Source organism: Microbacterium oryzae (assembly GCF_030406385.1).
GTDB lineage: Bacteria > Actinomycetota > Actinomycetes > Actinomycetales > Microbacteriaceae > Microbacterium > Microbacterium oryzae_A.
The window spans coordinates 195312-212031 of sequence record NZ_JAUEPM010000005.1; the positions used below are offsets into that span (position 1 = coordinate 195312).

Annotated in this window: 14 protein-coding genes; 7 read left to right on the forward strand and 7 right to left on the reverse strand. The window is 71.2% G+C overall.

What is annotated here, in order from left to right; translation table 11 throughout:
* Complete coding sequence (gene proC / locus QWJ90_RS09745; RefSeq protein ID WP_290107580.1) at positions 1-840, reverse strand: pyrroline-5-carboxylate reductase; 840 nt, start codon at positions 838-840, stop codon at positions 1-3.
* Positions 841-921: 81 nt separating this feature from the next.
* Between proC and QWJ90_RS09750 the strand changes: the two genes are divergently transcribed.
* From QWJ90_RS09750 to QWJ90_RS09760, 3 genes are read left to right on the forward strand one after another with little or no spacing between them, the layout of a single operon-like run.
* Positions 922-1887: a cation diffusion facilitator family transporter gene (locus QWJ90_RS09750; protein WP_290107581.1), complete on the forward strand. Its 966-nt coding sequence runs from the start codon at positions 922-924 to the stop codon at positions 1885-1887.
* Between the two features lie 29 nt (positions 1888-1916).
* Complete coding sequence (locus QWJ90_RS09755) at positions 1917-2840, forward strand: LLM class F420-dependent oxidoreductase (RefSeq protein ID WP_290107582.1); 924 nt, start codon at positions 1917-1919, stop codon at positions 2838-2840.
* Between the two features lie 23 nt (positions 2841-2863).
* A complete protein-coding gene (locus QWJ90_RS09760) occupies positions 2864-3154 on the forward strand; it encodes a DUF4287 domain-containing protein (protein WP_290107583.1) in 291 nt (96 codons plus the stop codon).
* Positions 3155-3210: 56 nt separating this feature from the next.
* Here the strand turns inward: QWJ90_RS09760 and QWJ90_RS09765 are convergent, their stop codons facing one another.
* The gene (locus QWJ90_RS09765) at positions 3211-3642 is read right to left on the reverse strand and encodes a nucleoside deaminase (RefSeq protein ID WP_290107620.1); all 432 of its coding nucleotides are present in this window, start codon (positions 3640-3642) and stop codon (positions 3211-3213) included.
* A gap of 94 nt (positions 3643-3736) precedes the next feature.
* Here QWJ90_RS09765 and upp point away from each other — a divergent pair, with 94 nt between their 5' ends.
* On the forward strand, positions 3737-4369 hold the full coding sequence (upp, locus tag QWJ90_RS09770) for a uracil phosphoribosyltransferase (RefSeq protein WP_290107584.1): 633 nt from the start codon (positions 3737-3739) through the stop codon (positions 4367-4369).
* A 7-nt stretch (positions 4370-4376) separates the two neighbouring features.
* Here upp and QWJ90_RS09775 read toward each other — a convergent pair whose 3' ends face one another.
* Entirely contained in the window at positions 4377-5153 is a 777-nt protein-coding gene (locus QWJ90_RS09775) for a GNAT family N-acetyltransferase (RefSeq protein ID WP_290107585.1), read from the reverse strand.
* Positions 5150-8701: a TM0106 family RecB-like putative nuclease gene (locus tag QWJ90_RS09780; protein ID WP_290107586.1), complete on the reverse strand. Its 3552-nt coding sequence runs from the start codon at positions 8699-8701 to the stop codon at positions 5150-5152. The genes QWJ90_RS09775 and QWJ90_RS09780 overlap by 4 nt, the downstream gene beginning before the upstream one ends.
* 97 nt (positions 8702-8798) lie before the next feature.
* Here QWJ90_RS09780 and QWJ90_RS09785 point away from each other — a divergent pair, with 97 nt between their 5' ends.
* Positions 8799-9620 (forward strand): SMP-30/gluconolactonase/LRE family protein, encoded by an 822-nt coding sequence (locus QWJ90_RS09785; RefSeq protein WP_290107587.1) that lies wholly within the window; start codon positions 8799-8801, stop codon positions 9618-9620.
* Positions 9621-9709: 89 nt separating this feature from the next.
* A complete protein-coding gene (locus tag QWJ90_RS09790) occupies positions 9710-11767 on the forward strand; it encodes an NAD(+) synthase (protein ID WP_290107588.1) in 2058 nt (685 codons plus the stop codon).
* A gap of 68 nt (positions 11768-11835) precedes the next feature.
* Here the strand turns inward: QWJ90_RS09790 and QWJ90_RS09795 are convergent, their stop codons facing one another.
* Positions 11836-12399 carry a hypothetical protein gene (locus QWJ90_RS09795; RefSeq protein WP_290107589.1) on the reverse strand — a complete coding sequence of 188 codons (564 nt, stop codon included), beginning with the start codon at positions 12397-12399 and terminating at the stop codon, positions 11836-11838.
* A 113-nt stretch (positions 12400-12512) separates the two neighbouring features.
* Between QWJ90_RS09795 and QWJ90_RS09800 the strand changes: the two genes are divergently transcribed.
* Entirely contained in the window at positions 12513-13958 is a 1446-nt protein-coding gene (locus QWJ90_RS09800; protein ID WP_290107590.1) for a lipase maturation factor family protein, read from the forward strand.
* A 10-nt stretch (positions 13959-13968) separates the two neighbouring features.
* Here the strand turns inward: QWJ90_RS09800 and QWJ90_RS09805 are convergent, their stop codons facing one another.
* The gene (locus QWJ90_RS09805) at positions 13969-14148 is read right to left on the reverse strand and encodes a hypothetical protein (protein WP_290107591.1); all 180 of its coding nucleotides are present in this window, start codon (positions 14146-14148) and stop codon (positions 13969-13971) included.
* 127 nt (positions 14149-14275) lie between these two features.
* On the reverse strand, positions 14276-16612 hold the full coding sequence (locus QWJ90_RS09810; protein ID WP_290107592.1) for an HNH endonuclease signature motif containing protein: 2337 nt from the start codon (positions 16610-16612) through the stop codon (positions 14276-14278).
* Positions 16613-16720: the final 108 nt, after the last annotated feature.

Consider the following 16720-nt stretch of genomic DNA (forward strand, 5'->3'; position numbering starts at 1 on the left):
CTATGCGCCCGCGGCGAGCTCCTTCGCGCGCGCGATCGCTGCGTCCGCGGCGCGCTGGAAGACGGTCGCGAGCTCGGCCTCCTGCAGCACGGCGACGGCGCGCTCGGTGGTGCCCTTCGGGCTCGTCACCCGCCGCCTCAGCTCGGCGGGCTCCTCGTCTGACGCGTCGAGAAGCGCCGCCGCGCCGATGAACGTGCCCTCGACCATCCGTCGCGCATCACCCTCGTCGAAGCCGAGCGCGGCCGCCGCACGGGTCAGCTCCTCGATGAGGAGGAACACGTACGCGGGGCCCGAGCCGGAGATCGCCGACAGCGCGTCGATCCGCTCCTCGGGCACCTCGATGACCGTGCCGACCGCGGCGAACAGCTCCCGCACGAGCGCCGCGTCCTCGTCGGTCGCCGCCGCGCCGCGTGCGAGCCCGGTCACGCCCTTGCCGACGAGCGACGGGGTGTTGGGCATCGAGCGCAGCACCGACACGCCGTCGCCGAGGATGCGCTGGAACGTCTCGAGCGTCACGCCCGCGGCGAGGCTGACCACGACCGCGTCGTCACGCAGCACCGGCGCGACCTCCGCCAGGAGCGCGGGCACCATGGCTGGTTTCACGCCGACGAGCACGATGCGCGCGGCGGCAGCGGCACGCATGTTCCCCTCCGGCTCGTCGGCGAGCGCGATGCTCGTGACGCCCGGCAGGTCGGCCAGCGCGGCGGCCTTCTCGGTGGTGCGGTTCGTGGCGAAGACACCGCCCTCGACCGCCGGGCCGTCGGCGACGAGGCCGCGCAGGATCGCACCGCCCATCGAGCCGGCACCGAGGAACGCGACGGATGGCAGGGGTCGAGACATGCCCTCATCCTACGGATCGACGCGTGCGGCCATCCGCCTCGTCGCCCCGTGGAGCAGAGGCGCCCCGCATACAATTCCTGCATGAGCGCACACGGCGGCAGCAAGGCGATCCTGGCGGCATTCGCGGCGAACCTCGGCATCGCGATCGCGAAGTTCATCGGATGGCTCATCTCGGGTTCCGCGTCGATGCTCGCGGAGGGCATCCACTCGGTCGCCGACTCGGGCAACCAGCTGCTGCTGCTCCTCGGCGGGAGACGCGCCAAGCGCGCGGCCGACCGCGAGCACCCCTTCGGCCACGGCCGGGAGCGCTACGTGTACGCGTTCGTCGTGGCGATCATCCTCTTCTCGGTCGGCGGCGTCTTCTCGATCTACGAGGGCGTCGAGAAGCTCACTCACCCGCACGAGCTCGAGCAGGCGTGGCTGCCGATCGTCATCCTGCTCGTGGCCATCTGCCTCGAGGGATTCTCGCTGCGCACGGCGATGAAGGAGAGCAACGCGGTGCGCGACCGCGGCCAGTCGTGGGTGTCGTTCATCCGCCGCGCGAAGGCGCCCGAGCTGCCCGTGGTGCTCCTCGAGGACACCGCCGCGCTCCTCGGCCTCGTCTTCGCACTGCTCGGCGTCGGCCTCACCGTCATCACCGGAGACGCCGTCTTCGACGCGATCGGCACGCTGTGCATCGGCGTGCTGCTCATCCTCGTCGCGATCGTGCTGGGCATCGAGACGAAGAGCCTGCTGGTGGGCGAGGGCGCGACAGAGGCGGACTTCGACCGCATCGTCAGAGCCATCGAGTCGGGCCCAGAGGTCGAGAAGCTCATCCACGTGAAGACGCTCTACCTCGGCCCCGAGGAGCTGCTCGTGGCGGGCAAGATCGGGCTGCCCAAGGACGTGACCGTCGCGGCGGCCGCGCACGACATCGATGCCGTCGAGGCCCGCATCCGCGAGGCGGTGCCCGCGGCGAAGGTCATCTACCTCGAGCCCGACGTCTACCGCCCGCCGCACGAGCAGGGCCCGCCGACGGAGACCTTCATCTTCAAGTCGTCGAACTGACCCGCGACGCCCGCTGGCAGACTGAGCCCATGGAGTTCTGCGTCTTCACCGAGCCCCAGATGGGGGCCAGCTACGACACCCAGCTCGCGTTCGCGCAGGCGGCCGAGCGTGCGGGTTTCGACGGCTTCTTCCGCTCGGACCACTACCTCACGATGGGCGAGGACGGGATGCCCGGGCCGACCGACGCCTGGACCACTCTGGCCGGGCTGGCCCGCGAGACGACGCGGCTGCGACTGGGGACCCTCGTCTCATCGGTGACCTACCGCTGGCCGGGGATACTCGCGATCCAGGTCGCCCAGGTCGACCAGATGTCGGATGGCCGCGCCGAGCTGGGACTGGGAACCGGCTGGTTCGAGGCGGAGCACCTCGCCTACGGCATCCCCTTCCCCCAGAAGCGCTTCGGGCTGCTGGCCGAGCAGCTCGAAATCGTGAACGGCCTCTGGGCGACGCCGGTCGGCGAGCGCTACACGTTCGAGGGCGAGCACTACCGACTCGTCGACTCCCCCGCACTGCCGAAGCCCGCGCAGGAGCGCGTGCCCGTGATCGTCGGCGGCGCCGGCCTCAGCCGCACGCCCGAGCTCGCGGCGCGGCACGCGACCGAGTTCAACATCGCGTTCCAGCCGGAGGATGTCATCGCCGACCGCTTCTCGCGGGTGCGTGCGGCGTGCGAGCGAGTCGGCCGCGACCCTCGGAGTCTGAAGCTCAGCGTGGCGCTCACGACCCTCGCCGGCGGCAGCGATGCCGACCTCGAGCGTCGCGCGGTCAACACGGGCACGGATCTTTCGGCCTTCCGCGCCGGGCACAGCTTCGCCGGCTCGGCCGATGAGATCGTCGAGAAGGCGTCGCGGCTCAAGGAACTCGGCGCCGGCCGCCTCTACTTCCAGCTCATGGACATGAGCGACCTCGACCACGTCGCCTACCTGGGCGAGGAAGTGCTCCCCCGCCTCCGCTGAACCGCCATCCGAGAGGAACGACGATGTCCTTCCAGAGCTACCTCGACAACATCGAGACGAAGACCGGGCTCACGCCGCGTCAGTTCATCGGCCTCGCCGCCGAGCGCGGATTCGGCCCCGGCACGAAGGCCGGCCCCATCCTCGAATGGCTGAAGGAGGACTACGGCCTCGCTCGCGGGCACGGCATGGCGCTCGTGCACGTCATCACCAAGGGGCCGCAGATCGGCGACGGGCACGTCGGAAGCACCGGCAGCCATGCCGACGCGTCGGACACGCTCTGGCTCGAGGGACGCGCGAGCAATCCGAATCGCTGACCGGCGCGTGCGGTGACCGACGCCTCCGCTGACCGCCTCGAGCGCCGGCCAGCAGCTCAGCGACGCGCGGTGAAGAACGCGCGCAGGCGCTGCACGGCCTCGTCCTCTCGCACGCCGCCCACCACCTCCGCGCGATAGGGCAGCCGGCGGTCGCGCACGACGTCGTACATGGAGCCGGCCGCGCCGGCCTTCTCATCCCAGGCGCCGAAGACGAGGCGCGCGAGGCGTGACTGCAGCACCGCGCCCGCGCACATGAGGCACGGCTCGAGAGTCACGACCAGCGTGCAGCCCTCGAGGTTCCACGAGCCGACCGCCGTCGCCGCCGCGCGCATCGCCACGATCTCGGCGTGGGCGGCGGGGTCGTGCGTCTCCTCCCGGAGGTTCCGCCCCTCCCCCAGGACGCGGCCATCCGCCCCCAGCACCACGGCGCCGACGGGGATGTCCCCGTGAGCTGCGGCCTCATCGGCCAGCGCGAGCGCGCGGTCCATCGCGGCACGGTCGGCGGCGGAGACGTTCACGCTCCGAGCCTAGATCGCGACGCGCTCACTGCTTCCCCGCACTCCACCCCGGTAGCCTTGCGTTATGCGCCTGCACGTCGCCGACCATCCGCTCATCACGCACAAGCTCACGGTGCTCCGCGACAAGGCCACGCCGTCGCCGGTCTTCCGCCAGCTCACCGAGGAGCTCATGACGCTCCTCGCGTACGAGGCCACGCGCGACGTCCGCGTCGAGCCGGTGACGATCGACACCCCCGTCGTCCAGACGCAGGGCGTGCGGATCGCCGATCCGAAGCCGCTCGTCGTCCCCATCCTGCGCGCGGGCCTGGGCATGCTCGAGGGGATGACCAAGCTCGTCCCGACTGCGGAGGTCGGGTTCCTCGGCATCGTCCGCAACGAGGAGACCCTGCTCCCCGCCACGTACGCCGAGCGCCTGCCCGACGACCTCAGCGGCCGGCAGTGCTTCGTGCTCGACCCGATGCTCGCGACGGGCGGCTCACTCGCCGCCGCGATCGAGTACCTCTTCGAGCGCGGTGCGACCGATGTGACCGCGGTCTGCCTGCTCGGCACGCCCCAGGGCATCAAGGCGATCGAGGCGCTCGGCGACGACCGCGACGTGACGCTCGTGCTCGGTGCGCTCGACGAGGGCCTCAACGAGAACGGGTACATCATCCCCGGGCTCGGTGACGCCGGCGACCGCCTCTACGGCACCGTCTGACCCGCTCTCAGCTCAGCTCGAGACGCCAGGCCCGCTCCTCGCCGTAGGAGCGGAAACCGGCGCGCGCGAGGATCGGCGCGGAGGTGGCCACTCGCCCCTTGACGAGGGCGGTGGTCGCCCCGAGCTCGCGCGCGAGACGGAGCCGCTCGGCGAGCACCGCGCGGTACGCGCCTCGACCGCGCGCGCTCTCCACCGTCGCGGCGCCCCACAGGCGCACGAACTCGTCGACGACGGTGGCACCGCCCGTGCTCACGGGGCGGCCGTCGATGCGGGCGAGGACACGGAACCCTCGCCCGGCATCCCACTCCGCGACGACCTCCCGCAGCTCCTCGTCGAGCGCGTCCCCGTCGAGTGGCGCCTGCTTCCAGACCGGCACGTTGACCGCGTCCATGTCCTGCACCTGCGCGCGCGTGCGGACGACCTCCACCGTCATGCCCGCGGACGGCGCAGACGGCCATGGCTCGTCGAGGGGCAGCGCGAACACGGTGACGGTGTCGTCGTGCACGGCGCCGCGTCGTCGCAGCTCCGCCTCGAGCCCGGCGGGTCGGTCGGACTCGCCGATCCAGAACGTGACGCGCGACTCTCCCCACGCCCTCGTCTGAGCGACGACCGCGTCGATGGCGGCTTCGGGAGGTCCGGGATGGGCGAACGCCGAGACGCGGACGCCGCCACCGAACCGGGCGGGGTAGCGGACCATGACGCTGCCGTCGACGGCGTGCTCGGAGCCCCGCGGCAGCCACGTCCACTGGGCCGCGGCGCGGCGGATGTCGTCGGCGCTCGTCATCGCGCGTCTCCTCTCGAGACCAGCCGCGCGAAGGCGCTCATGCGCGCTACGCCGGCGGGCGTGTAGGGCAGGTCGTCGAGCAGCGCGGGCGAGTGGATGAGGAATGCCGCCACCATGGCGCGCGAGATCGCGACGTTGAGGCGGTTCTCCAGCAGGAGGAACTCGGTCCCGCGAGGGGCGTCCTTCCCGGAGGACGCCGCGAGCGTGACGATGGAGATCGCCGCCTCCTGTCCCTGGAACCGGTCGACGGTCCCCACCCGCACGCGCGACCACCCGGCCGCGCGCAGCGTCTGCTCGACGAGCTGCTGCTGCGCGTTGTAGGGCGCGACGACGATGATGTCGTCCTCCGTGAGCGGGCGCGGCGGGCAGACGTCGGCGTTGCCGTCGTCGTCGATCTCGATGCTCGTGAACGCGCAGCCCACCGCGCCGCTCACGATCCGGACGACCTCGTCTGCCTCGGCCTGCGACTCGGTCGCGTCGCCGCGATGCCGGATGGGCACGGGATGCAGTCCGGGAGCGATCCCCTCGATCGTGCGCTGCTCCGCACCCTCGCGCGACGCGAGCCGGCCCGCGTACGACAGATGGGAGACGGCTTCGGCGACCGCGGGATGCATGCGCCACGATCGCGCCAGGAAGTAGCCGTGCGTCTCGGGCAGCACCTGGCGGCCATCCATCACCCAGCCGAGCGCCGAGGTGTCCACCGGCGCGGGATGGACGCCCTGACTGACCTGCGGCAGCTGCTGCGGGTCGCCGAGCAGCAGCAGATTGCGCGCGGCCGTCGAGACGGCGATCGTCGAGGCGAGTGAGAACTGTCCGGCCTCGTCGATGACGAGCAGGTCCAGCGATCCCCGCGGGATCCGTCCGGTGTGGGTGAAGTCCCACGCCGTGCCGCCCACGACGAACCCGCCGCGCTGCTCGGATGTGAACCGGGCGACGCCGTTCTTCGCGATCGCGGTGAAGGACGCCTCGCGCGGCTCTGCGCCGGTCTTCGGCGCCTTCGCCACGCGCGCGCCGTCGACGCCGGCCGCGACCACGCGATCGAGCATGTTCTCCACGACGGCGTGCGACTGCGCGACGACGCCCACGCGGTAGCCGTGCTCGTTGACGAGGCGCGCGATGACGTGCGACCCCACGTACGTCTTCCCGGTGCCGGGCGGACCCTGCACCGCGACGTACGACCGCTCGAGGTTCTGCACCGACCGGACGATGGCCGTCACATCGTCACCCTGCGCGGGGACGACACCGCTACCGCGCGGCGGACGCCGCCGCAGGATGTCGGTGGCCGGGTCCTCGGGGAATCCGCCCGACTCCCCTGCGCGCACCACCGTCTCGGCCCAGACGTCGATGGCACCCTGCTGGTTCCCGGCGCGGGGCGGCGGGGCGGGGGTGAGGGCGACCGGCAGCTCCTGCCAGGTCTCGCCGTCGGCCGCGCGCTCCTCGATCACGGCGCCGTCGTCGAGCACCTCGATCACGCGCGCCTGGCGCGGCACGTGCATCCACCGCGGCGACGCCTGGTTCGCGAACGGCGCCGGCCGCGCGTAGAGGAGGAACGGCTCGCCGCCCTCGCTGAGGCGCGTTCCCGGAGCCAGCTCGCCGTGGAGCTCGACGACCCGCCGCAGCGAGCGCGCCCCCTCCGGTCGGTCCCAGTCGTCCACGACGCGGCAGCGCGCGACGTCGATGGCGAGCACGTCGCGGGTGTCGATCCACAGCCCGACCGGCTCACGGAGCCGCTGGAAGTGCCCGTGCCAGAAGCTCTTCGCCTCGCGCGGGTAGTAGTCGATGGCGGCCGAGGCCAGGCGCAGCGCCTCCTCGTCGGCGCTCGGCGCCGAGAGCGGGTCCGCAGCCGCGCGCGCATCGCGCCGTGCGCCCGCCTGCGCATCGAGCGCCAGCGCGAGCGGAGACGGTGCGTACGCGAACTCGTCTGGCACCTCCGGTGGCGCCGGCGTCACCCCCGTCTGCCGTGCACGCTCGACGAGCCAGTCGCGCAGCCGCCGTGTCGAGACGCAGTCGTAGCGGTTGTAGTCCGCGAGGTCATCGAGGATCTCCTGCGCGGCGTCGGCGCGCCCTTCCGCCTGCAGCGCGCGCGCCTCGACGTACCGGACGATCGAGTCGTCGCCCTTCTGCACGTCCTGCGTCCGCACCTCGGCGCCCATGTAGAGCGGCTCGAGCTTCTTGATCGAGTACGACCGCGACCCGACCCGCAGCGCCCGGCGCACGATGGGGTACAGATCGACGAAGAGCTCGTCGCGGAGCATTCGATCGACGTCGGCTTCGCGCACGCCGTGGCGGGCGGCCATGGCGGCCAGATGCGTCGGCTCGTACGGCGCGTAGTGGTAGATGTGCATGTCGGGGTGCGCCGCCCGACGGGCCGCCACGAAGTCGCAGAAGCGCTCGAGCGCGACCTTCTCCTCCGCCAGCGTGTGCGCCCAGAGCGCGGAGTACTGCTCGCGCATGTCGACCCATCCGAACAGGTAGTCGATGCCCCAGGCTGCGGCCGAGCCGACGCGCTCGCTGTACAGCGGGTCGCCCTCGAAGTCGAAGAACACGTCGCCCAAGCTCGGGCGCGGCATCGCGCCGAGTGCCATCGGCTGCACGACCTCGTAGGCGGGAATCGGATGCTCGCCCACGGGCTCGTCTCCCGGGACGCCCGCCGGGCTCGCCAGCTGCAGGCGCGCCTGCGTGCGCAGCGACGCGAACACGTCGGAGTTCATCTTCGCAGGACCGGTCTCCGCCGCCGCGAGATCGTCGATGGTCTCGATGCCCGCGTCGCGCAGCCGCGCACGCTGCGACGGGCGCATGCCCGCGACCAGCAGCAGATCGCGGTGCGCGACGACCTCGAGCTCGCACGTGGCGCACCGCCCGCACGCGGTGATCTGCAGCTCGCCGCGCTCGTCGCCCCAGCGGACGGCCTCGCCTGCGGCGCCGAGGTCGAGCCGGCGGTCGGCGATGAGAGCCCGCAGGCGCGCGCGACGCACGTCGAACATGGGCATGAGATCGGCGATGCGATGCGTGGATGTCGTGCCGTCGCCGAGCAGGAGGTCCACCTCGTCGGACGTCGGGATGCCCAGCCGCTGCAGCTGGTCGACGTATGCGGCGAGCTGCATGAGCGCGGTCACCCGTGCCGTCCGCGCGAGCTTGCTGTCCTGAACGCGCCACCGGCCATCCGCTTCGCGCACGATGAAGTCGGCGAACCCGACGAACTCATCGGCCGCGAAGGCCGCTTGGAAGAGCACTGCGGCATCCGAGCGCAGCGCCTCGACGGTCTCGGCGACCGCCGCGGCGAGCGCGGGCTCGTCCCGCGACGAGACCTTCTCGATCTCGACGACCCGGTCGCCGAACGTGTCGCGGTAGGCCTCGAGCACGCGCTCCTCGTGGCGGTCGCCGAGGCGGGCTGCGCGCTCGAGCATGGCATCCTCAGGGTCCTCCACCGCCGCGATGCGCCCCGCCTTGGCGTCGATGGCGCGCAGCCAGGCGAACTCGCACTCGGCGGCCGCCTTGAGGTCGCTGGCGCTCCAGATCACGCGCTGCTCGGTCGGGAGGTATCTCACGCCTTCGACGCTAGTCGGGGTCGCCGACATCGGCCCGCGCGCCGGGGCCGCCTCCGCCCCGCGTAGCATCGGGGGCACGCGAACGGAAGGCAACGGCATGCAGAGCACGTCACCCTGGACCCGACTGACCCGCGGCCCGTACCCGCTCGGCGAGGGCCTCCGCCTCGTCGACGGCGTCGTGCACTGGGTCGATCTCGAGGGCGGCGTCCTGCATGCGTGGACGCCCGAGGGCGGCGCGGCCGACACGCACCGCCTCGATATGCCGATCGGCTTCGCCGAGCGCGCGCCCGACGGACGCCTCATCGCCGCGGCGGGCGCGGGCGTCGTCGAGCTCAGCATCTTCGGCGACCACACCCGCCTCGCCGACACCGGGCTCGACCCCGAGCACCACCGTGTGAACGACGGCGCCTTCGCGCCCGACGGCTCGCTCTGGTTCGGCACCATGGTCCGCGGCGACGAGCCGGCCGAGGGCTCCGTCTGGCGGTGGGATGCCGCGACCGGCGAGGTGACGCGCCTGCTCACCGACATCGACATCCCGAACGGCCCCACCTTCCTTCCCGGCGGCGAGCACGTCCTCATCGCGGACACGACGAAGGGACGCATCCTGCGCGCGCCCGTCGCCGACGTGACCGCCATGGAGCCGTTCGCCGAGGTCGACGGCGGTTCGCCGGATGGCCTGCACGTCGACCCGCAGGGACGCATCTGGAACGCGATCTACGGCGGCGCGCGCCTGGACGTGTATGCCGTCGACGGCACTCTTCTCGCGCAGGTGCCGGTGCCCGCGCAGAACCCGACGAGCGCGCTCGTCACCCCCGGCGGTGCTGTCATCGTCACGAGCGCGAGCAACGGACTCGACGAGCCCGGCGAGTTCGACGGCCACACCTTCGCCGCGCCGCTCGCCGCCGTCCTGCCCTCGTAGCCCTGGCCATCCCGCCGCGCTTTCCTCGACGGCGCCGCGCGCGTCAACCCCTGGCACCCGACCCGCGCCCTGGTGCCAGACTGGTCGACGTGAGCGAGTACGCATTCGAGAGCGCATACGGCCATGGCTACGCCCGCGTGGCGGCGGCGACGATCCCCCTCGCGATCGCGGATCCCGCGGCGAACGCGGCCTCGGTCATCGAGAGCGCGCGCGAGCTGAGCGATGACGCGGTCGCGGTGGTCGTCTACCCGGAGCTGTGCCTGTCGGGGTACTCGATCGAGGACCTGGTCCTGCAGGATCCGCTCCTCGACGCGGTGCACGCGGCCATCCAGACGATCGTCGAGGCCTCGGCGGATCTCCTCCCGGTGCTCGTCGTCGGCGCGCCGCTCGCACACGGCAACCGGCTCTTCAACACCGCCGTGGTGATCCATCGCGGCGAGATCCTCGGCGTCGCTCCGAAGTCGAACCTCCCCACCTACCGCGAGTTCTACGAGCGCCGTTGGTACGCGCCGGGCGACGACCAGCGCGGCACGATCACCGTCGCCGGCCGCGAGGTGCCCTTCGGCCCTGACCTGCTGTTCGACGCCACCGACATCCCCGGCCTCGTCATCCACGCGGAGATCTGCGAGGACATGTGGGTGCCGGTGCCGCCGTCCTCCCTCGCGGCGCTGGCCGGCGCGAGCGTGCTCCTGAACCTCTCCGGCAGCCCGATCACCATCGCGCGCGCGGACGACCGCCACCTCCTGTGCCAGTCCGCATCGGCGCGCTGCCTGGCGGTCTACGCGTATGCCGCCGCGGGCCTCGGCGAGTCGACGAACGACGTCTCGTGGGATGGCCAGACGATGATCTACGAGGGTGGCACGCTGCTCGCGCAGACCGAGCGCTTCCCGGATGGCCCGCGCTATTCGGTCGCGGACGTCGACCTCGATCGGCTGCGCCAGGACCGCATGCGCGCGGGCACCTTCGACGACAACCGTCGGACGCACGCCGACAAGCTGGAGTTCCGCACCATCCGCTTCGAGCTCGACCCGCCGCGCGGCGACGTCGGCCTGCGGCGCGTGCTCGACCGCTTCCCCTTCGTTCCGGATGACCCCGCTCGCCTCGCGCAGGACTGCTACGAGGCGTTCAACATCCAGGTCTCCGGCCTCGTGCAGCGCATGCGCGCGATCGGCGATCCGAAGCCCGTGATCGGCGTGAGCGGCGGGCTGGACTCCACGCATGCGCTCCTCGTCGTCGCCCGGGCGATGGACCGGATGGGGCGTCCGCGCAGCGACATCCTCGCCTACACGATGCCCGGCTTCGCGACGAGCGAGCACACGAAGTCGAACGCGATCGCTCTCGCGGAGTCCGTCGGCGCATCCATCGAGACCATCGACATCCGCCCCGCCGCGACCGAGATGCTCAAGCAGATGGGCCATCCGTTCGGGCGCGGCGAGGCGGTCTACGACGTGACGTTCGAGAACGTGCAGGCTGGCATGCGGACCGATTACCTGTTCCGGCTCGCGAACCACCACGGCGGCATCGTCGTCGGAACGGGCGACCTGTCGGAGATCGCCCTCGGCTGGTCGACCTACGGCGTGGGCGACCAGATGAGTCACTACTCGGTGAACCCCGGGGTGCCGAAGACGCTCATGCAGCACCTCATCCGCTGGGTGATCGCGCACGGCGAGGGCGTCTCCGAGGCGGAGCGCAAGGTGCTGCAGTCGGTGCTCGACACCGAGATCAGCCCCGAGCTCGTGCCCGCCGGGCAGGACGGCAAGACCCAGTCGACCGAGAGCACGATCGGCCCGTACGCGCTGCACGACTTCACGCTCTTCCACATCCTGCGCTACGGTCTGCGCCCGTCGAAGATCGCATTCCTGGCGCAGCATGCCTGGGCAGATGCGAAGTCCGGCGCCTGGCCTCCGGGCTTCCCGGAGGACGAGCACTACGCGTACGACCTCGCCACCATCGTGAAGTGGGAGCGAGTGTTCCTCAAGCGCTTCTTCGGGTTCGCGCAGTTCAAGCGCTCCGCCATCCCGAACGGGCCGAAGGTGTCGCCCGCGGGCTCGCTGTCGCCCCGCGGCGACTGGCGCGCCCCCTCGGACGGCAACGCGCGCGCCTGGCTCGCCGAGCTGGAGGCGGCGCTCCCCGACCTCGTCGACTGACGCGTGGCCGTCCGCCCTCGTCGACGAGCGCGGACCGCATATGCCGCCCGCCAGCGGGCGGGGGCGGGCTAGGAGGCGGGCTCGGATGGCGTGACGCGGTCCCGAAGGCCGACTCGATCGGGGATCTGCATCGCGAGGCCCGGCAGCCAGTTCGCCGGAGCGGGCCAGGGGCGCGAGGTCGGCAGGCTGCGGAGCATCCGACGCAGCGCATCGACGCCGGACGCCTCACGCACGGGGAGCACGCGGCGGGGCGCACGGTAGCCGAGGGCGCCGCACCACCAGTGGCGCCAGATCTCCGGGGCGTCGTCGGGCTCGAGCACGAGGTAGTAGTCGGGCATGAGCGCGTGGCCTCGCTCGAAATGCCCGAGCGCGTCGTCGATCTCGGCCTCGAGGGCGCCGAGCGTCGCACGCTCCTGGAAGAACTCGATCCAGGCCGATGCGACGTGCTCGAGCGGATCCGCGTCGTGGACGACCCAGGGCGTGCCCGAGGCGGAGATCCGGTGCGACGCGATCGCAGGCTCGGAGCCGCGCAACGAGAGCGCCGAGACGCCGCCGAGCACGTCGGCGGAGGCGAGCACATCGTCGGCACCGGGGCCGACGACGGCGACGATGGTTCCGGTGGTGCTGTCCATGCCCCAATATATGCGCGCCGGGTTCCGCACGACCAGCCCCCTTGACCACAGCCTCGCGGTGCGCTTCTCGTCAAGCCCATGACGCCGTCTCGTCGCCGTCGTAGCGTGTCGGCATGGACGGCTTCGCTGCGGTCGATTTCGCCTTCGCGCGCGAGGTGCTCCAGCGCGGCATCGCGGCGCTGTACCTCGTCGCGTTCCTGTCGAGCCTGAACCAGTTCCGGGCGCTGCTCGGCGAGCACGGTCTGCTCCCCGCTCCGGAGCTGCTCGAATGGGCGCGCTCCTCCGACCGCGCGAAGAAGGCCGTGCGTCCGACCCTCTTCCGCTGGGCGCGGTACACGGATCGGCGACTTGCGGCGCTCTGCATCGGCGGGATCCTCGTGAGCGCGCTCCTCATCGCGGGTCTCCCGCAGCTCGGGCCGCCCTGGGTGCCGATGCTGTGCTTCCTCGCGATCTGGTTCGGCTACATGTCGATCGTCTCGATCGGCCAGACGTTCTACGGTTTCGGATGGGAGATGCTGCTCCTCGAGGCCGGGTTCCTCGCCGCGTTCCTCGGGTCGAGCGACCAGCCGCCCGCGACCGCCGTCATCGTGCTCTTCTGGTGGCTCGTGTTCCGCCTCGAGTTCGGTGCGGGAATGATCAAGATCCGCGGCGGACAGGAATGGCGTGACCTCACCGCGCTCACCTTTCACCATGAGACGCAGCCCATGCCCGGTCCGCTCAGCCGTCAGGCGCACCTGCTGCCGCGGTGGTTCCACAAGCTCGAGGTGGTGGGCAACCACTTCGCGCAGCTCGTCGTGCCGTGGCTGCTGTTCGTGCCGATCCTCGGCCTCTGGCTGCCCGACGACATCCCGCTGCTGGTCGGAGCCGTCGCCGCAGCCATCGTCATCGCCACGCAGCTCTGGCTCGTGCTCACCGGCAACTTCGCATGGCTGAACTGGGCGACCATCGTGCTCGGCTTCTCGGCGATCGGCATCCCCGGCGACGCGAGCGGGACCATCCCGCTGTACTGGATCGTCGTGACGTCCGCCGTCGCGCTGCTCTACATCGTGCTGAGCTGGGCGCCGCTGAAGAACCTCTTCGCCCGCCGTCAGCTGATGAACGCGAGCTTCAACCGCTGGAACCTCGCCAACGCGTACGGCGCGTTCGGCACCGTGATGAAGGAGCGCGTCGAGTACGTCGTGGAGGGCACGCTCGACGCGAACCCCGAACTCGCCGAGTGGAGCGAGTACGGGTTCCGCGGCAAGCCCGGCGACGTGCGACGGACCCCGCCGCAGTGGGCGCCGTACCACCTGCGCCTCGACTGGCTGATGTGGTTCCTGCCGCTGGGGTATCGGCTCGAGGACTGGTTCCTCGTCTTCCTGGTGCGGCTGCTGCAGTCGGATGGTCCGACGCTGCGACTCCTGAGGAACGATCCCTTCCACGGCCACCGGCCGCGGTTCGTCCGCGTCGTCTCATACCGCTACCGCTTCGCGACGCGCGCCGAGCGCAAGGAGACCGGTGCGGTCTGGGTGCGCGATCGCCGCCGCGTCCTCGTGCAGCCGCTCTCACTCGAGGGCTGACCCCGTCGCGTCAGTCGCGGCGCGAGCTGAAGAGCGAGCGGATGACGAAGAAGACGATCACCGCGACGACGGCGACGACCAGCAGCTTGAAGACGAACGCGAGCACGGAGAACAGCACGTTCACCAGCCACCAGGCGATGATGATCGCCAGGATGCCGCCGAGAACGCTCCAGATGGTGCTCTTGTTCATGCCCTCCACAGTAGTGGGCGACTCTGCCGCTTACACACGGCAGGAACGGCGCCGCCTCTGGCGGGGAGGCGCGAGCGCGAGCACCAAGCCGAGACGCTAGGTGCGGGCGCCGGTGCGGACACACCGTTCACGGGCGCCGCGCCGCTGCGCCGGTGACGATGGTGAAGCGGACCTGTGGGAGGGGGCAGTCGACGTATCGTCGGCCGGCGGGGCTGGTCCATTCGAGGACGCCGGGGCGGATCTGCCGCACGGTCCAGGGGGTGTGGTGCTTGTCCTGGTGGCATCCCGGGCAGAGGGCCTCGAGGTTGGACACGTGGGTGTTCCCGCCTTGGGAGTACGGGATGGTGTGGTCCAGGTCGGCGTGGGCGGCGAGGTTCTCACACCCGGGCGTGCGGCACATCTCGTCCCGCGCCCGGAGGAACCGCTTCTGGGCAGGGGTGGGGGTGTACCTGTCCACGGTCTCCAGCGCGCCGGTGTCGGGGTGGAGGAACAGCCGGTCCCACCCGGGTTCCTCCCGGGCGAGACGCCTGGCGGTGTCGGGGTCGACGGGCCCGTTCCCGGTGAGAAAGGCCGTGGTGTCGTCCACCCCGGCGAGGGTGGTGGCGAGGACGGTGACCTGGATGTTCGCCTGAATGGCACCGAGGGCGAGGTCTTCCCCGTTCATCCGGGCATGCGCATCGACCGTCCCGGTGAGGAGCAGCTCCAACGCCATGTCCGATGCGACCTGCGCCCGGTTGCGCTCATCCGCCCACGCCTCCGCCCGCTGCCTGTAGACCGCGACCCTCTCAAGCTCAGCAGGCTCCGACACCGCCCTCGCCAACGACCCCGCAGCGCCAACGCCTGGGGCCGAGTCGCTGTCGTTCGGGGCCGGGAGCCCGGTGTCCGCGCACCATGCTGCATACAAAGCGTCGAGTTCGTCGATGCTGAGATCGACCTCCTCACCGTTCGGGCCGGCGTCGTGTGAGTCGATGTCGTCCGGGTCGGGATCGGGGGAATCGGGCGGCCACCACGGATCTCCCGGTTCGGCTTCGAGGATCCGGTCCTGGATGGACTGCAACCAGTCCTCCACCTCCTGCACACTCGCGACCGCCACGAAATCGACATCCCCTGATTCGTCGTCCGGCCACCCATCCAGCGGCACCCCCTCGAGCGGTCCGTCGACGAGGGGGCCGGCAGGACGAGTGCCGTTCATGCTTCCAGGGGAATCGGTCCCGTCATCTCCTCCGGTTCGCATGCCGTACCGGGTATCGGGTTGCGTGGCCGTTCCGCGGAGCCGTCCGCCGTTGCCGGTGCACGACGCCTCGAGGAGCTCACCGAACAGCTTCTCGTCCTCCTCAGACACGTTCAACCACCACCGATCCACCCCCGATCTCGCCCCCCTCGCGTCGCTCGCGGACTGCGAGGGCTCCGAGGCTTCTGAGGAATCCGAGGGCTCCGACGAGTTCGCGTTCTGCGCGTCGCGCCCCGCCGACTGCTGCGCTTGCGGGGAAGAGGCTTCCGCTTGTGCCTCACTAAATCCCGCCTGCTCGGACGCCTCACGCTCCGGCTCCTCGCGCTCGAAGGACTCGCGTTCCTCGCGCTCCTGTTCCGACTGCTCGTGCCCGGCTTCCGCGCGTTCAGCAGCCTCCCGTTCCGCGCGCTCCCGTCCGGCTTCCTCACGCTCGGCCTGACCCCGCTCACGCTCGGCCTTCTCCCGTTCGGCGCGTTCGCGTTGGGTTTGTTCCCCCTCGCGTTGCTCCCGGTCGGCGCGCTCAGCCTGTTCGCGCTCCCGTTGGCGTTCCTTCGCGCGCACGTACCGGGTGTACGCCCGCGCCATCCGCTGCAACCGGTCCCGGACGGCGTGGATCTTCACCGCATCCCCCACCACGTGCAGCTCCGCGAGCCCGTCGGGGAGGTCCTCCGACCACACCGTCCGCCGCTTCAACGCATCCTGGTGCCGCTCCCGGAACGACCGCGGATGCAGCTGCTCCGCCACCCGGATCGCGAAATCCCGCAACACCCCTGGTGACACCTCCTCCGCCACTGGAAGAAGAGCCCCCTCGAACAGCCCCCACACCTCCGCGGGCAGGTCCTCCCCGACCCGGCGGATCACATCCGCATGCCGCAGCGTGATCCGCCCCTCCCGCAACGCCTCCACGGTGGCGGGGAACCGCTCGGCGAGGACATACGCGTCCGACATCCGCGCCTGGGTGCGGCCCTTCGACTCATGCACCGCCGCAGCGATCTCTCCCGCCATCGACCGCATCGGGAACACGAACCGCGAATCCGACTCCGCCCGCCCCATCTGCGCCCACGCGATCCGCGACGCCTCCGCGAGAGCATCGACCTCCATCGCATCCGCCACCGCCCGCAACCGGCGCGCCTCCACCAACCGGTCCAGCAGGTGCAGGGTCGCGGAGATCTCAGCGTCCGTGGGCTCCCACGGAACCCCCGACACCACACCCCGCTCAGTCCCCTTCGACATACCCCCACGCTAAAAGCCACCACCGACATTCCCGCAAGTTATCCACAGGCCAGAAGCAGAGGAATCGGAAATGTCCCCCGGGCGTCTCGTCTCGCTCCGCTCGCTCGA